Source organism: Streptomyces cyaneochromogenes, from assembly GCF_003963535.1.
GTDB classification, from domain to species: domain Bacteria; phylum Actinomycetota; class Actinomycetes; order Streptomycetales; family Streptomycetaceae; genus Streptomyces; species Streptomyces shaanxiensis.
In genome coordinates this window covers 9,018,142-9,033,428 of the sequence record NZ_CP034539.1, presented here as the reverse complement: position 1 = coordinate 9,033,428, position 15,287 = coordinate 9,018,142, and the positions used below count along the sequence as shown (strand labels likewise).

Below are 15,287 nucleotides of genomic sequence, written 5' to 3'. Positions count from 1 at the left end.
GATCCGCAGGGCCACTTGGAGCCGCAGCCCCCGCCCTGACCCGCTGCCGAAGGGGTCAGGGCACCGGGGGAGCGTCCAGCTTGCCCTGGACGTCGGACACGCAGGGACGAGGTTCCTCCGCCGGCTCGTGGCGCACCGGCTCATGGACCGTCAGCCTGCCGTCGTCGAGGCGCCAGAGCACATCCGCGCGCGCGGCGAACTTGGGCTCGTCGGTGACGTAGATGACCGTGCCCGGATACCGCTCCAGCAGACGTTCCATCAGGTCGGACCCGAGTGCTTCCTCCGCTCTGACCTCGTCCATCAGCAGCACCCGGGGCCCGCTGCGCAGCGCCCGCACCATCGCCACCTGGTAGCGCACGGCCATGGAAAGGCCGTGCCCGTTCTCACCCACCCGGGTGCGCAGACCGTTGGGCAGCAGCTCGGCCAGCGCCTCGATGTGCTCCTCGTCCGCCCCCTCGGCCGCGTCCGGTGGTGTGCCGTGACGGAGGTTCTCGCCCACGCTGCCGCGGAGCAACGGCAGTTCGGGGCTGGTCAGCCTGATCATCCGCCGTACCGACTCGGGGTCGTGTCGGGCGAGGTCCTGGCCGTCGAGCAGTACCGCTCCGCCGTCCGGCTCCTGCAGCCGCGCGATCAGGCGCAGCAGCAGCGACTTTCCCGAGCCCGCGGGTCCCTGCAGCACGATCCGCTGCCCGGGCCGCGCCACGGCCGACGCCTCCAGGACACCGTCCACACGCAGCCCCGCGAGCTCCAGGCTGCCGGGCCCGTCCGCGAGCGGCTCGGCTCCGCGCGGTCCGACCAGCCGCGCCGGCGCCGCGAGGACCTCGGCGATGCGCCGCCGGGCGACGCGCGACTGCTGCCAGTGCTCCTGCACCCGCACCAGCGAGGAGAGGGGCCGGCCGAGGAAGTTCGCCACCGTCAGCATCGAGGCCAGGGCCTCCCAGGTGGTGCCCGCTATCAGGCCCACGGTGACCACGATCAGCAGAATCCCGATGCCGCACGCCTCGGCCGTCGCCGACATCGCTCCGGTGAGACGGGCCTGGCGCACCATGGCGCGACCGTAGTCACGGCTGTGCCGCCGCATGACCCGGCGCTCCTGCGCGACCCTGCCGAGGGACTGTATGACGGCGGTGTGGGTGACCCGTTCGTTGACGAAGGCGGCGAGCCTGCCGTTGTGCCGTCTGGTCTCGCGTACGCGTTCGCGCAGCCGCCGCCCGAACAGCGCGACGGCGGCCGCGGCGAGGAGGACCAGCACCGCCGACAGCGCGCCGACACCCGGCGCGATGACGGCCAGAAGGACGAGCGCGCAGGTCACGAACACGCCGTCGACCAGAATCGGTGCCACCCCCTTGCTGATCCACAGCCGGAGAGCGGAGGCATCACCGGTGAAGCGCAGGACGGTCACGCCGACCCTGCGCCGGTACGGTCCCCCCGCCTCGCTTCCGGCGACGTGGTCGAAGAGCCGCATCCTGACGCTGTGCACATAGCTCTGCGCCAGCCGCTCCGCGAGCGGTTCGCCCACCGCCTTGAGCAGCACCGTCGCACCGGCCGACGTGACGAGTCCGACGGCCAGTGCGGTGGGTGCGTACCCGGCGACGTGCGTGTAGATGGCGCTGCGGTCGTGGCCGGACGCGATCTCCCCGCCGTGGGTGACGCGGTACGCCGCGCCGTGCACGAGGATTGCGAAACCGACCACGCAGACCGCCTGCCCGAAACCGGCGAGCACCAACAGCAGCATCAGCCGGCGCCGCACACCGCCGAGCGTGTGCGGCATCCGGACGCGCCGCCGTCGTCCCGCCACGGTCACGCCACTGTTTCGGCCGTAAGGGGACCGCTGTAGTCCGTCAGCCGGCTGCACTCCTGCGGCAGCCCGCTGTGATCCGTCAGCCTGCTGCCGTCCTCCGGCCGCGCGTTGCCGTCTCCTGCGACGGCGCCCGCGAGCAGCCGTTCGGCGACGGCCGGGTCGGACAGGGCAGCCGATCCGTACGCCGGGATGTCCGCGCCGGCCACCGCTTCGGCCATGGCCAGCGGAGACGACGTCAGCACCCCGCTCAGCGCCATGACGGGAAGTCCCGCCTCGCGCAGCAGCCGTACGCCCGCCACCGCGCTGACCGATTCGGCGGCCGCGAACACGATGACGTCCACGCCGGTACGGAACTCCGGTGTCCGCATCAGCGCTGCCGTCTCCTGTTGCAGAAGCCCGTCGGCGATCTCCAGCACGATGGCGTCCGCCTGGTGACTCGTCAGATCGGTGATCGCGCCCCGCAGAATGCGGACCACCTGCGGCATCGGCAGTTGGTACGTGGTGGGGAAGCCGAGGTCGGTGAAGTCGATGACCCGTGACGCGCCCGCGTCGGCCATCAGCGTCGGATCCCCGGGCGCACCGGTGCCGGTCACCTTTGCCGCGCCGACCCGGCGGCCTGCCAGGCCGAGGCCGCGGATGAGGGCGGCGGCCACGGTCGTCTTGCCCGAGTTCATCGACGTGCCGAGCACGGCGATGGTGCGCGGGCGCGGAGCGAGGGCGGGCACCACGGGCCGGGCCAGACGGGCGAGGTTGATGACGTCGCCGTGCTCGTCGGTCACCAGGCCCAGTGGCTCCAACTGGGTGGGGGTTTTCATTCTGGAGTGGGAGGACACGACCCGTCCCGCTATGCCGCCTCCGGCGACCAGGTCACAGGGCCCGAGGTCGCCGGGCACCTCCGCCTCGAATTGGTCAGGGGCGTAGCGGGCCCCATAGGCGACTACGACCTTGTCGCCGACGAACAGCCGATTCCGCTTTCCGTGTACCTGCCCCAGGAATCTGTGCTGGCCGATTTGGGTGACCCGGCACAGCACCAGGTCACCCGCCCGTGGAGGCTCATCCTCCATTCTCAGCCCCAGTGTTCCGGTGCTTGCGTAGTCCAGCTCAACAAGGCGGCGAGCCGTATAGGAAACCTTCGCCACCTGATTGCCGGAAGAATTGAACCGCACGCTCTGCATGGATTTCTCCTTAGCCCGTGGTCCCGCGGAGCACCAGCATCCGATGCGCTCGCAGAGTGCGCATTCCGATGGGTCATCCGCAGCAATCGGGCACTCCGGACGGGGTACTCCCCGCGTGAGTTGCCGCGAGTTGGGCGCCCTCTCGGCCGGGCGGAGCTCTGCCACCGGCCCCGCCACCTCCGCGTCGACGCGCACCGTACTGTGGCCGCATTCAGGGCAACGGCCGGTCACCCGACCTGGGCGGTCACCGACTCTGTATAACTGTGAAAAAATCGCACATAGGGTTCAAAGGAGATTCCCCGTGAGCACTCCTGGCGACAAGCTCGGCTACGAGAGCATGCCGCTCGACCGCACCGGCCAGGCCGAGGCATTCGACGCCATCGGCGACCGCTATGACGAGGCCTTCCCGCACAAGGAAGGGCAGGTCGCGTCGGCCGAGTGGCTGATCCGGTCCCTGCCCGGCGAGGCCCGGGTGCTGGACATGGGGTGCGGCACCGGGATCCCGACCGCGTTGCAGTTGACCGAGGCGGGACTGCGGGTCGTCGGAGTCGATCTGTCGGAGGCGATGGTCGCCCTCGCCCGCAAGAACGTGCCCAACGGGGTGTTCCACCAGGCGGACATCGCGGATCTGCGGCCCGGAGGTTCCCGGGACCTCGGCCGCTTCGACGCGGTGACGGCCTTCTTCTCGCTGCTCATGCTGCCGCGCGCGGAGATACCGCTCGCGCTGCGCACCGTCCACCACCTGCTGCCTCCGAACGGCCTGTTCGCGCTGTCGATGGTGGAGGCGGACGTGGACGACTTCTCGATCCCGTTCATCGGAAGCACCATCCGGGTCTCCGGCTATCTGCGGGACGAGTTGCGCGAGGTCGTCGAGGCGGCGGGCTTCGAGATCGTCGACGAATCGCTGTACACGTACGCCCCGTCGAGCGCGGATGTCCCGCCCGAGGTACAGATCTTCCTGCGCTGCAGGCGGCGCACCTGACACGACACGGGGAAGGACACGGGTGACGAAGGACCTCGGAGCCGATCGAGGCACCGGCGAGCAGGCGGCCGACGTGCGGGGAGCTGCTGCTCCGTCGCACCCGGCGACACCTCAGCCCGCCTCGGGTGCCTCCGCCGGACGTCCGGGGAGCGAGGGGCCGGACGCCGCCGAGCCGCAGACCGACCGGCTCCGGTACCTCGACGCGGCCACCCGGCAGATCGCCCGCGGCATGAACCTCGACGAGACGCTGCACGAACTGTGCCGCGCGGCCGTGCCGGCCTTCGCGGACGCGGCGTTCGTCCACCTGTACGCTCCGCTACCGGTCGGCGACGAGACGGATACCGCGCCCGGCGTGCTGCGGCTGCACACCGCGGACCGCGCACCACCGCGTCGCCCGGCCACCAGCGACTCCGAACCCCCTTCACCGGCCACCGGCCCCGTCCGGGCGGCCGACCTCGTACGCCCGTCCGCCACCGGCCGGCTCACCGAGCTGCTGCGCGCCGGGCGCCCGGTGTTCGCGAACGCCCCGGACACCGCATCCGCGGTGGTGGAGCTGCTGGAGACCGGGACCGCACCCGCTGCGGTACCGCCCGGCCGGCGCCTGATCCTCGCCCCACTGCACGGCCGCAACCACGCCATGGGCAGCGTCGTCCTCCTCCGCGAACCCGACAGGCCGGACTTCACCGGGGACGATCTGCTCGTCGCCTCCCAGCTCGCCACGCACACCGCGCTGGGCATCGACAAGGCGGTGCTGTACGCGCACGAGGCGTCCATCGCCGACGCGCTGCAGCGCGCGATGCTCCCGCCGTCGCTGCCCGAACCGCCCGGCGTCCTGCTGGCCAGCCGCTATCTGCCGTCCTCCCGCACCGCGCAGGTCGGCGGCGACTGGTACGACGCGATCCCGCTCCCCGGCAACCGCGTCGCGCTGGTCATCGGCGACGTCATGGGCCACTCCATGACCTCGGCCGCGATCATGGGCCAGCTGCGCACCATCGTGCAGACCCTGGCAGGGCTCGACCTGCCCCCGGACGAGATCCTGCACCACCTCGACGAACAGGCGGAGCGCCTGGGCAGCGAGCACACGGCGACCTGCCTGTATGCCATGTACGACCCCGTGCTGCACCGGTTGCTGGTGTCCAACGCCGGCCATCTACCGCCGGTGCTCCTGCACCCCGACGGCGGCTCGGAGGTCGTGCCGGTACCGCCCGGAGCACCGATCGGGGTGGGCGGCGGTGGATTCGAGTCCACCGAGCTGCACGCCCCGGCCGGAGCGACGCTGCTGCTGTACACCGACGGCCTGGTCGAGTCCCGCGACTCGGACGTGCTGACCGGGGTGGAGCGCCTGCGCGCCCGGCTGCGGGAAACCGCCTCGCGATCCACGCCCCCGTCACTGGATCTGCTCTGCGACCAGGCCCTCGGCATGCTGGGCGCGGGAGACCGGGACGACGACGTCGCCCTGCTCGCCGCCCGCTTCCAAGGCCTCCTGCCGGAGACCGTCGCGTACTGGTACCTGGCCCCGCGCCCGCAGACCGCACGCCAGGCCCGCCGGCTGACCCGCAGGACCCTGCGCGACTGGGACCTCGACGACCTGGTGGAGTCCACCGAACTCCTGGTCAGCGAGGTGGTCGCCAACGCCGTACGCTTCGCCTCCCGACCGATGGTCCTGCGCCTGCTGCGCACGGACGTCCTGCGCTGCGAGGTGGAGGACGACTCCCCCATCGTCCCGAGAATGCGCCACGCCCGCCTCAGCGACGAGGGCGGCCGGGGCCTGTTCCTGGTCGACCAGCTGGCCCGCCGCTGGGGAGTGACGAGGGTGAGCACCGGGAAAGTGGTGTGGTTCGAACAGGCGCTGCCGCCCATCCAGGAGACCGGTTCAGCCCTTCAGGAGTGAGTGACCTTGATGCGGGAGATACGGACCTCGCCGTGGTTGCCGTCTCCGCACGGCTCGGAGTTGCCGCAGTTGGCCTGCGTGTAAGCACCTGCCTTGAAGTAGTTGGTGTCGCCGTCGTAGGAGATCGTCGTCTGCCGCCGGCCGTTGTAGTACACGTCGATCTCCCCGTCCTTCGCCACGAACTTGGCCTCGAACTCGGTGCCCAGCTCGTAGTCGTCGGTGACGAGGTGGTGGTGGCGGTCGTCTCCCTCGGTGATGTAGAGGCTGCTGCCTTCGAGGCGGAAGACGGTGACGTCGTCGTCCCCTCCGTGGACCTGCGCGCCGACCACGTACGGCCGCTCCCGCGGCAATGCCATGAACGCCTCCCTGACCGCGAGGGTGTGGGTGCCGTCCGTGGTGGACCACTCTGCTTCGTCCTCACCGTCGTCGGTCATCTCCCTGAGTTCGGCGCGCGGGTAGCTGGAGCCTCCGGTCGTCACGCCGTTGACGGCGGCCCGGAATCTCACGGCGGCGCAGTCGCTCTCCACCCGGAACCAGGGGTCGGCGGAGAACGTCGCCAGCTCGGGTTGGGTGATCTCGGTGGGGTCCTCGTCGTCGCCGGTGGGCAGGGTGAGTTTCCAGTTCGTCAGGTCGAGTGCCTCGGCGGGGTGCGTGCACCGGTCCGCGGCCCGCTCGTTCGGGGTCGGAGCGTCGGCGTGGGCGGACAGCGTGAACGTGACGGTCGAGACGGCCGCCGTGATGCCGGCCAGTACGAGGGTCCGCGTTCGGAACATGGAAGATCTCCTCCTGTCGGGGGGTTCTCTCGGTGCCGACGCGTACCGTAGGCGCCCCCGCCGGGACGGGTCCCGCAGCCCGCCGACTCGCCCCTTCTGCGCATGAGTGCGACTGATGGAGGGTCTGGGTAGACCCTGCGTACGGTCCGCCGCACGCAGTAGGTTCGACCTCGTACGCGTGGCGGCCCTGGGCCGCGTGCGTTCCGGACTCGACCGAGGGGGAAGATCCGTGCGTTCCGGGGACCAGTTCGCCGACCGCTATGTCCTCAAGGAGGTCATCGGCACAGGGCGGGGCGGCGACGTGTGGCTGGCACACGACACGGTGGTGGGCCAGGACGTCGCGCTGAAACCGGAGCGGACCGACGGCGAGAGCGAGACCGCGGTACGGCGGCTGCTCGGCGAACCGCGCGCCATGGCCAAGTTCCGCGACCACCCGCACGTGGTGACCCTCTTCGACGTCGTGACCGTGCCGGGGGACGCAGCAGGACCGAAGGACGGGGCTGGACCGAAGGACGGGGAGGGGCCGAACGGCGGGGAGGGGCCGAAGAGCGGGGCCGAGTCGCGGACTTACTGGTTCGTCATGGAGTACGTCCCCGGCGGCGGCCTGGACCGAAAGCCGACGGTCTCCCCCGAGCGAGGGGCCCGCATCGGTGCCCAGCTCGCCGACGCCCTGGCCGCGCTGCACGAGGCCGGCATCGTGCACTGCGACGTCAAGCCCGCCAACATCGGTCTCACCCGGCACGGGGCCGCGAAGTTACTGGACTTCGGTGCCGCCTATCGGGTCGGCGGCACCGAGACCATCACCGTCAACGGCCCGTACAGCTTCACGCCGGACTACGCCGCCCCCGAGCTGGCCCGGGGCAACGTCCCCCGGCCCGCCTCGGACGTCTTCTGCCTGGCCACCACCCTGCACGCACTGGTCACCGGCGCGCCGCCGCGCGGTGACGCACCCGACGACGAGGCCGCCGGCTCCGCCGGGACGGGGGACGACGGGGAGGAAGCCGAACGACTGAGGTACTGGAAGGCCGAGCAGGGCGTCGTCGAGCTGGACGCCGCCGCCGTGGGACCCCTGTACCCCGTGCTCACCGCCATGCTCCACCGCGACCCCCGGCAACGCCCCGACGCCGTCGAGGTCAGGCGGCTCCTGGAGCAGGTCGCCGGATCCGACCCGAGTACCCCCGGGAACACGGCCACGACTGTCACCGGGCGCCGGCGGCGTCGGCCACTGATCGCGGCCGCGCTCGGCATCACCGCCGTACTCGCTCTCGGGCTCGCCCTCATCCCCGACAACGGCGACGCCGGCAAGGCCACGCCCACGCCCGGCCGGAGCACGCTGGACGAGAACGCCTCGGACGGCGAGCCGCGGGCCCTGATCGGCGACCCGCACACGGCCGACGTGTGCGACCTGGCCGACCCCGCCGCGCTCGACCAGTTCGGCGCCGGGAAGGTCGAAGTGGACGTGGACTACGGCAACTTCGACCGCTGCGACCTGCTCGTGGGCGTCGACGACAAGACCCGGATCGATGTCTCGATCCGCCTGCGCCGAGGCTCGCCGCCCGAGGGGTCGAATCCCTCCCGCACCGTCGGGAGGATCGGCATCCGGGAGGAGGAGGCCGAGAGCGACGAGTGCAACCTGCTGCTGACATCCGACGGCGACACCGAGGACACGCTCGTCGGGGTCCGCGTCAACATGGGCAAGGGCACTGTGGTCGGCGGCAACGCGACCCTGTGCACGGTCGCCCACAAGGCCGCCACGAGCGCGGCCGAGGTCCTCAACCGGGGCCCGCTGCCCCGCCGTTCACCTGCCTACCCGCGTACGTCGCTGGCCTGGGCGAACGCCTGCGAGCTGCTCGACGCCAAGGCACTCTCCGTCGTCCCCGGCCTCAAGGTGGACGTGCCGGTCGTCGGCGTCGCGGACTGGAGCTGCGAGTGGTCCGGCGACGTCGACGAACTGGATGTGGAAGTGGGCTTCTTCCGCGACCAGCCCAAGTCCGCGGAGGACGGCGCGACCGCCGTCAAGCTCAGCGGATACCGCACGGTCGTCGAACCGAACGACGACGGCGACACCTGTTCGGCCTTCGTCGAGTACCGCAGGTACAGCGGCCAGGACGCCGAGACCGCCGCCGAGATGGTGCGGCTGGACGTCCACGGGCAACAGCCGACGGACAAGCTCTGCGCGATGACCGAGGATCTCGCGGCCTCGGCAGCCGCCGAACTCCGCGACGGGATGACACGAGAGCGGTGACACCGAAGCGGTGACACGGGAGAGGCGACACGGAGGCCGGACGGGCTTGGCCTCAAGGGCCGTTGCCGCCTCCTCAGAGCGCGGAGTCCGGCCACTCCGCCTCGTCCTCCATCAGCTCCAGGTCCGGCGGTACGAGGGTCGTCGACTCCACGAGTCCCTTGATCAGGTTCTGCAGCAGACTGTTGTCGACGGGGCGGCCCTCGGACTTGTCGTGCAGCAGCTGGTACTTGAAGCCGGTGCCGTGCAGCCGACGGCGTACGGCCTCGACACGGAACTCGATCTTGCGCTCGTTCCACTTGCCCTCGGGGCGAAGGTACGCGAGCCGCTCGGCTGCCTGACGGTACGTCAGGGGCCGGGGCTCCTCTTCGTACAGCAGGTATCGCTGCCCGAGGATCACCAGCAGCAGCCGTTCGTCGTCGTCCAGCGACCAGGTTTCCGGCCGTACGGTCTCGGCGTGCCGGCGCGACACCGGCCCCTGGTCGTCGTGGCCGGACACATACAGCTCCACCAGGTGCTCACGGTAGCCGGAGCCCTTCACGAACAGTGGGGTGTAGCCGGTGGTGAGCGGGATCGGCTCGGTGGTGAGGTGCATCATCCGGCCGCGCGGCAGCCGGACGAGCTGCTGCCCGGTGTTGCGCAGCCACCACAGCCCTTGAAGGTACGTCAGCTCGCCGTGCCGTCGGCTCACCCGCAGGTCGTCCACGCCGACCCCCAGGTCCACGTCCGGCTTCTCACCGCGCCCGAAGCGGACCGTCAGTCCGTGGCGGGGCGGGGCGCTGAGCTCTCCGGTGACCGTGCGGGCGTGCAGGGTTCCGGGCGTCGCGGGCGCGACACCGCGCGCGAGGCTGGCGGAGAGGGGCATCGCTGGTCTCCTCGGTTCGTGAACTTCTGGGTGCTTCAGGGGGTTTCCCGGTCCGACGGGTTCTCGGCGTACGCCCGAGGTACGGACCAGTCTCCGCCTCCCTTGCGGGACCCCTCCCGTACGGTCTGGGGGCCGGGGGAATCAGTACGCGGACTTCAGTACCCCTCCCGGAAGCTTCCCGCCGTCCTCCCGGCCCACGCTGCACAGCACGTAGCGGAAGCCGGCGTCCCATTCCTCGTCCGAGGAGCGCCATCCCCGCATCTCGTGTCCTTGGCCGCGGGCCCAGTTGACGCCGTACTTCTCCTCGCAGAGCCCATGCGTGTCGACGCTGTCCGCCGAGCCGTCGCCCGAGGCCCAGGCCCAGCCGACGGCCTGCTCGTGGTGCGGCTGCTCGCAGCTCACCAGGGTGTCGGTGATCTCGCCGTCCTCGTCCTCCACGGAGGTGACGCAGTCGCCCGGACCCTGCTGGGTGAGGTACACCTCGTCGCCGAACTTGCGGAAGCCGCCCAGCGGGCCGCCGAGGGTGGCGTGCTTCAGGAAGAGCAGGCAGGCCGAGGGCGGCGGCTCGCTCTGCCCCGTCTCCGGTGTGAGCACGTGCAGCACCGGGGCGGCCATGGTCCCGCGCAGCTCCGCGGTGCGCCGGGTGCACTCGGCCCGTACCGCCCCCGCGCCGGACGCCCCTGCGGCACCGCCGGCCGCGACGGTCGCGATGACCTGGCCCTCGGGATCGTCGTCGCAGCCGACGACCTTCACCCCGGGCCGCCCCTTGTACTCCCCGTCCTTCCAGTCGGCGTTGACGCACTGCCCCGGCATGAGCCCTTCTCGCAGCCCGGCCTGCCTGCCGTACGGGTAGGAGCTGCGGGTCACGGTCGGGGTCGGCGTCGGGGACGCAGTGGCGGCCGCTTTCGTGCCGGCCCGCGGCCCGTTCGCCTCGGCCGGCTCGCCCTGGTACGTGGCGGCCCCCCACGCGAATCCGCCGCCCGCGGCCAGCACGGCGGTGAGCGCCAGCAGCAGGGGCGTTCTCCGGGCGGGGGAAGGTCGAGCCTCGCCGGACCTGCTCCGGGCGCGGGCGAGACGCTTCCTCCACGACGGCGGGGTTTGGGCGGGCTCCGTCGCGGTGACCACGTCGCCGGACTCGGTCGCGGCCCCGGAAGAGGCCGACTTCGGAGCCGCTCCGGTGGGCACGGGAAGTGACGTCGCAGCAGCCCCGCTTCCCATGGCCTCGGCCAGCAGTTCGCGCGCCCGCTCCGGCTGCATGCGCTCCGCCGGATCCTTGGCCAACAGCCCCATGATCACCCGGCTCAGCGGATCGCTCGCCCGCTGAGGCAGGTCGGGTTCGGTGGTCAGCGCCGCCATGAGCGAGGCGTCGAGCGTGTCCCGTTCGAACGGGGAGGTGCCCTCGACGGCGAAGTAGAGGGTGACTCCGAGCGAGAACAGGTCGGTCGCGGGCGTCGCCTCGCCGCCGGACAGCCGCTCGGGCGCCAGGAAGCCCGGGGTACCGACCACCATGCCGCTCTCGGTGACGCGGGTCTCGCGGGGCCACAGCGAGATGCCGTAGTCCGTGAGCAGGACCCGGCGATCGGCGGCGCCCGAATGGTCCGGCGCCAGCAGGATGTTGGAGGGCTTCACGTCCCGGTGGATGATGCCGAGCCGGTGTCCGGCGCACAGGGCGTCAAGGGCGGCCGCCCCGAGCCCGGCCACCTCGTCGCTGGGCAGCGCACCGCGCTCGTTCACCACGGCGCGCAGGTCCCGCGTGCCCTCCAGGTACTCCATCACGATCCAGGGGCGGCCGTCGTCCTCCACCACGTCGTACACCGTGATCACGTTCGGGTGCTCGCGCAACTGCGCCGCCTTCAGGGCCTCCTTGCGGCCCCGGCCGGCCGGGTCGTCGGCGGATGACTTCGGCTCGCGCGGTACGTCGATCTCCTTGACCGCGACCCGGACCCGCAGCTCCTCGTCCTCGGCGAGCCAGACGTCTCCCCCGCCTCCGGAACCCAGCCGCCGCCCCAGCCGGTACCGCCCGGCGATGACCCGTTCCTCCCGTGTCACCAACGCCCCCTTCCTCGGGTGCCCTTCCGGAGCGGCCGCCGTGATCTCCCCTCCGGTCACCCCACGGTCCGCGCCGCCGTTCACCGGACCACCAACGGCCGGAAGGCGGCGTTCACATCGGACTTGGACGCGTCGACGTACCTCGGCCCCGGGGCGGAGCCCGCCTCGGCGTAGAAGACCGAGGGGCAACTGGTGCCGCCGATCCGGACGGTGCGGTCGGCGATCAGCTTGCCGGTGCGCACCTCGTAGACCTTCACCGGGATCTCGATCTTGTGGAAGCTCACGTACGAGAGGGCGCCGGAGGACTCGCTCTCGTACGGACAGGTCTCGACGGACGGTCCATGCCTCTCCTCGCCCATGCAGACCACCAGCACCGCGTCGTCCACGTCACCCGCCTTCCAGGAGGCGGGGAACCGCTTCGGGTAGTCGGACGCGACGCCGTACTCGTCGGAGGCGTAGAACAGCGCGCGGTTGGCGCCCTTGCCGACGGGCTTGGCGCCGCTGTACTTCGCCGGGTGGGAGCAGTACTCGGGCTGTGTGTCGGTTCCTCCCGAGAGCAGGTTGCGCACGTTGGCGAGCTCGATGCTCAGCGTGGCCTTCCTCGCTCCCTTCCGGGCCCGGTCCGCGAGTTCGTCGTCGGGGTACCGGTCGAGCAGCTGCTGGTAGTGCGTCCGGGCCTGCTCCCAGCTGTCGTCCGCCATGAGATCGTCACCGCACCCGACCAGCGCGCCGGGCGCGGTCCGCTCGGCGGTGCCGGCGGACCGGTCCAGTACGTCGTCGCTGCGCCCGCGATCGTGGAGCCAGTCGGTGACGGTGACCGTCTCGCAGGAGTCCCTGGTGGGCAGGCCGCGCAGGAACCCGTCGAGGGTGGTCTCGACCGTCTTCTCGTTGCCGGGCTCCGCGAGAACCGACGCGAGCGTCCCGAAGCCCTGCTTCAGGGCATCGGTGTCCCCGCTCAGCGCGGTCGCCAGCTCGGCGCGGGCCGTGCGCAGCCGGTCACATGCCCGTACGACGTCGTCGCCGCGGGCGCTCAGTGGTGCGTCGGCGATGCGGTGGCCGAGCCACCCCTCGTCCTGCGCGCTCAACACCCCTGCGCAGTCGCCGCGTTCGCGGGCGTCGGTCACGCTCTGCCCGATGCTCGAGGCCTCGAACCGCAGGAGCCCTACGGCCAGCAGAACCGGCAGCGTGACGCCGAGCGCGACCAGGCGCCGCCCGCGCACCGAGCCCCTGCCGCCGCCTCCGCCTTCGCCTCCGCCTCTGCCTCTGCCTCTGCCTCTGCCTCTGCGCGCCAGGAACCACCCGTGCCCGACGACGGCCACCCACCACCCGAGCACGGCGACTTCGTACGCCGGGTCGGCCGTCGAGACGAGCCGGGACATCAGCACGACGCTCACGACCACGGCGGCGAGAGCGAGCCGGCGCCGGCGCAGCATCAGATAACCGACGCCGAGCATCGACGCGTTGCCCAGGGCGACGGCGAACGGGTCGTTCACCCTGACCTCGTCGGGCGGGTGGTTCGGCATGGCGGGTACGGCGCGCGTCGGGTCGTTCATCCTGGTCTCCCCCGGTCACGGAACGGGTCCGGCGCCCGTATGGTGCGTCCGCGCGGCCGGGACGGGTCCCGGAGGCCTGTTGACGGGGTGCGCCTACTCTTCACCGAGCCCGACGGCTCATGGGGCGCGGAGCGGACATGGCTGTTGCGCGCCGTTGGTCCCCGAACAAATCGAAAAGGCCGTATCGGAATACTCCGATACGGCCTCTGACCTGCTCCTCAGCAAGTCGGGACGACAGGATTTGAACCTGCGACCCCTTGACCCCCAGTCAAGTGCGCTACCAAGCTGCGCCACGTCCCGATGCCGCCTGACCTGGGGTTTCCCCCGGCCGAACGCGCATAGAAACAATACCGCACTCGGGTCGGTGGTCGCGCACCCCTTTCTATGCGTCGGGGGAGCCCCCTGCCCGCGTCGCGCGGATGATCATTCCCCGGCCGGCAGGCCCAACTCGGGGTACGCGTCCTGCAGCCGTGTCGGTGCCGCCTGGCGCCAGGAGTCCGCCAGGATGTCGCGCAGTTCGGCCTCGCTCTCCAGGGCCGCGAGCCGGACCCGTACCCAGGCGAACTGTGCTTCGTGGTCGGCGATCCAGAACTTGTCCGGCTCGGCCAGGACCAGTTCGTCGCGCTCCTCCTTGGGGCAGCGCACCGCGATGGAGGTCTCGTCCTCGGGCAGCGTGGCGAACATCTTGCCCGCGACCCGGAACGTGGGCATGTTCCAGGCGATCTTCTCCGTCGTGTCCGGCAGAGACAGGGCGATACGGTGTACGTCTTCGGCATCCGGCATGCAAGGCACCGTAGCGGCTGTCACTGACAATCACCTGGTGAGAGCAGTAACACCGACGTACTTGTAGTAGATCGTCGTCGGCCGCAGAACCCCCGTCGGGCTCGCCGCGAAGTCGGGGATCACCCCGGCCCGGGTCCACCCGGCCGAGCCGTAGAGCCGCTCGGCAAGGCTGTCGGTCTCGGTGTCCAGGTGGAGGAGGGTGACTCCCGCGTCGATCGCCGCCTCTTCCGCCGTCGCGAGGAGCCTGCGGCCGAGGCCCTGGCCCCGCGCGTCCCGGTGCACCATCAGCTTGACCAGCTCGGCCCGGTGGCGGCTGTTGGGCTTGCCGGGAAAGGCGAGGCTGACCGTGCCGACCGTCCGCTCGCCCTCACATGCCGCCCACACGGCCAACTCCCCTGCGGCGACGGCGACCGCCCGCTCCTTCCACCACGCCATGGCCGCAGTACGGTCCACAGGGGCGAGGAAGCCGATGGAGGCGCCGCCCGCCACGGTGTCGACCAACAGGTCGGCCAACTCCCCCGCCCGGTCGAGTAGTTGGGCCTCGTCCAGTCGCGTCACGATCACGGCAGCACCACCGCCAGCACGTACCGCACCGCCTCGGGCCCCGCACACCGGAACCGCGTCGGCCCCCACACCCTCATCCGCAGGCAGTCCCCGGCGCCGAGACGGTGCTCGGCCTCCTGAACCGTCACGTCGAGCTCCCCTTCCAGCACCCAGATGTGCTGCTCCAGCCCCGGCACGGGCGGCCGGTCGTACGCGATGTCGGCGCCCGCCGTGAGCCGTCCCTCGACGATCTCGCCGCGCAGCCCGGCGTGCGGCGGCGACACGGATCGTCGTACGAAGCCGGAGGAACGGTCCTCCCACACCGGCTGCTCGGCCGCCCGCACCAGCAGCGCCGGCTCGGACTCCACCTCGCTGAGCAGCTGCGACATGGTCCGCCCGTAGACGTGACACAGGCGGTTCAACAGCGAGGCGGTGGGACTGATCTCCGCCCGCTCGGCCCGGGACAGCGTCGAACGGCTCACGCCGCTGCGTTCCGCCAACTCCCCGAGGGACCAGCCGCGTTCGGCCCGCAACTCGGCCAGGCGGGCGCCCAGGCGGGCGTCGACCGGGTCGGGTGCCTCGGCACCGTCCACACTTCGCTGTTTCATATCCGGGACGCTATCCCATATA

The 15,287-nt window shown here is 71.4% G+C and carries 12 protein-coding genes and 1 tRNA gene; 3 read left to right on the top strand and 10 right to left on the bottom strand.

Annotated features, from left to right (window positions below; genetic code table 11):
• Positions 1-55: 55 nt before the first annotated feature.
• On the bottom strand, positions 56-1,798 hold the full coding sequence (locus EJ357_RS40760; protein WP_126396840.1) for an ATP-binding cassette domain-containing protein: 1,743 nt from the start codon (positions 1,796-1,798) through the stop codon (positions 56-58).
• Between the two features lie 2 nt (positions 1,799-1,800).
• Positions 1,801-2,865 (bottom strand): P-loop NTPase family protein, encoded by a 1,065-nt coding sequence (locus tag EJ357_RS40755; RefSeq protein ID WP_126396838.1) that lies wholly within the window; start codon positions 2,863-2,865, stop codon positions 1,801-1,803.
• Positions 2,866-3,313: 448 nt separating this feature from the next.
• On the opposite strand from EJ357_RS40755, the gene EJ357_RS40750 reads away from it, so the two are divergent.
• Complete coding sequence (locus tag EJ357_RS40750; protein WP_126400707.1) at positions 3,314-3,958, top strand: class I SAM-dependent DNA methyltransferase; 645 nt, start codon at positions 3,314-3,316, stop codon at positions 3,956-3,958.
• Complete coding sequence (locus tag EJ357_RS40745) at positions 3,909-5,849, top strand: SpoIIE family protein phosphatase (protein ID WP_126396836.1); 1,941 nt, start codon at positions 3,909-3,911, stop codon at positions 5,847-5,849. Before EJ357_RS40750 ends, EJ357_RS40745 begins: the two co-directional genes overlap by 50 nt.
• Here the strand turns inward: EJ357_RS40745 and EJ357_RS40740 are convergent.
• Positions 5,840-6,622, bottom strand: a complete 783-nt coding sequence (locus tag EJ357_RS40740; protein WP_126396834.1) for a polysaccharide lyase family 7 protein — start codon at positions 6,620-6,622, stop codon at positions 5,840-5,842. The genes EJ357_RS40745 and EJ357_RS40740 overlap by 10 nt on opposite strands.
• Positions 6,623-6,851: 229 nt before the next feature.
• Between EJ357_RS40740 and EJ357_RS40735 the strand changes: the two genes are divergently transcribed.
• A complete protein-coding gene (locus EJ357_RS40735) occupies positions 6,852-8,867 on the top strand; it encodes a serine/threonine-protein kinase (RefSeq protein WP_126396832.1) in 2,016 nt (671 codons plus the stop codon).
• A 73-nt stretch (positions 8,868-8,940) separates the two neighbouring features.
• Here EJ357_RS40735 and EJ357_RS40730 read toward each other — a convergent pair whose 3' ends face one another.
• From EJ357_RS40730 to EJ357_RS40700, 7 genes are all read right to left on the bottom strand, one after another.
• Positions 8,941-9,729 (bottom strand): FHA domain-containing protein, encoded by a 789-nt coding sequence (locus EJ357_RS40730; RefSeq protein WP_126396830.1) that lies wholly within the window; start codon positions 9,727-9,729, stop codon positions 8,941-8,943.
• A gap of 141 nt (positions 9,730-9,870) precedes the next feature.
• On the bottom strand, positions 9,871-11,778 hold the full coding sequence (locus EJ357_RS40725; protein WP_228472762.1) for a serine/threonine-protein kinase: 1,908 nt from the start codon (positions 11,776-11,778) through the stop codon (positions 9,871-9,873).
• Positions 11,779-11,858: 80 nt separating this feature from the next.
• Positions 11,859-13,331, bottom strand: a complete 1,473-nt coding sequence (locus EJ357_RS49785) for a tetratricopeptide repeat protein (RefSeq protein ID WP_228472761.1) — start codon at positions 13,329-13,331, stop codon at positions 11,859-11,861.
• Positions 13,332-13,557: 226 nt separating this feature from the next.
• Positions 13,558-13,631 (bottom strand) — tRNA-Pro (locus EJ357_RS40715).
• A gap of 123 nt (positions 13,632-13,754) precedes the next feature.
• Positions 13,755-14,114 (bottom strand): MmcQ/YjbR family DNA-binding protein, encoded by a 360-nt coding sequence (locus EJ357_RS40710; RefSeq protein ID WP_175647699.1) that lies wholly within the window; start codon positions 14,112-14,114, stop codon positions 13,755-13,757.
• A 30-nt stretch (positions 14,115-14,144) separates the two neighbouring features.
• Positions 14,145-14,678: a GNAT family N-acetyltransferase gene (locus EJ357_RS40705; protein ID WP_126396823.1), complete on the bottom strand. Its 534-nt coding sequence runs from the start codon at positions 14,676-14,678 to the stop codon at positions 14,145-14,147.
• Positions 14,675-15,265, bottom strand: a complete 591-nt coding sequence (locus EJ357_RS40700) for a helix-turn-helix domain-containing protein (RefSeq protein ID WP_126396822.1) — start codon at positions 15,263-15,265, stop codon at positions 14,675-14,677. The genes EJ357_RS40705 and EJ357_RS40700 overlap by 4 nt, the downstream gene beginning before the upstream one ends.
• Positions 15,266-15,287 lie beyond the last annotated feature (22 nt).

Coding starts and splice junctions, on each gene's coding strand:
- EJ357_RS40755 (WP_126396838.1), bottom strand. CDS start 2,865: ATGGAGGATGAGCCTCCACGGGCGGGTGACCTGGTGCTGTGCCGGGTC.
- EJ357_RS40750 (WP_126400707.1), top strand. CDS start 3,314: ATGCCGCTCGACCGCACCGGCCAGGCCGAGGCATTCGACGCCATCGGC.
- EJ357_RS40745 (WP_126396836.1), top strand. CDS start 3,909: ATGTCCCGCCCGAGGTACAGATCTTCCTGCGCTGCAGGCGGCGCACCT.
- EJ357_RS40740 (WP_126396834.1), bottom strand. CDS start 6,622: ATGTTCCGAACGCGGACCCTCGTACTGGCCGGCATCACGGCGGCCGTC.
- EJ357_RS40730 (WP_126396830.1), bottom strand. CDS start 9,729: ATGCCCCTCTCCGCCAGCCTCGCGCGCGGTGTCGCGCCCGCGACGCCC.
- EJ357_RS49785 (WP_228472761.1), bottom strand. CDS start 13,331: ATGAACGACCCGACGCGCGCCGTACCCGCCATGCCGAACCACCCGCCC.
- EJ357_RS40710 (WP_175647699.1), bottom strand. CDS start 14,114: ATGCCGGATGCCGAAGACGTACACCGTATCGCCCTGTCTCTGCCGGAC.
- EJ357_RS40700 (WP_126396822.1), bottom strand. CDS start 15,265: ATGAAACAGCGAAGTGTGGACGGTGCCGAGGCACCCGACCCGGTCGAC.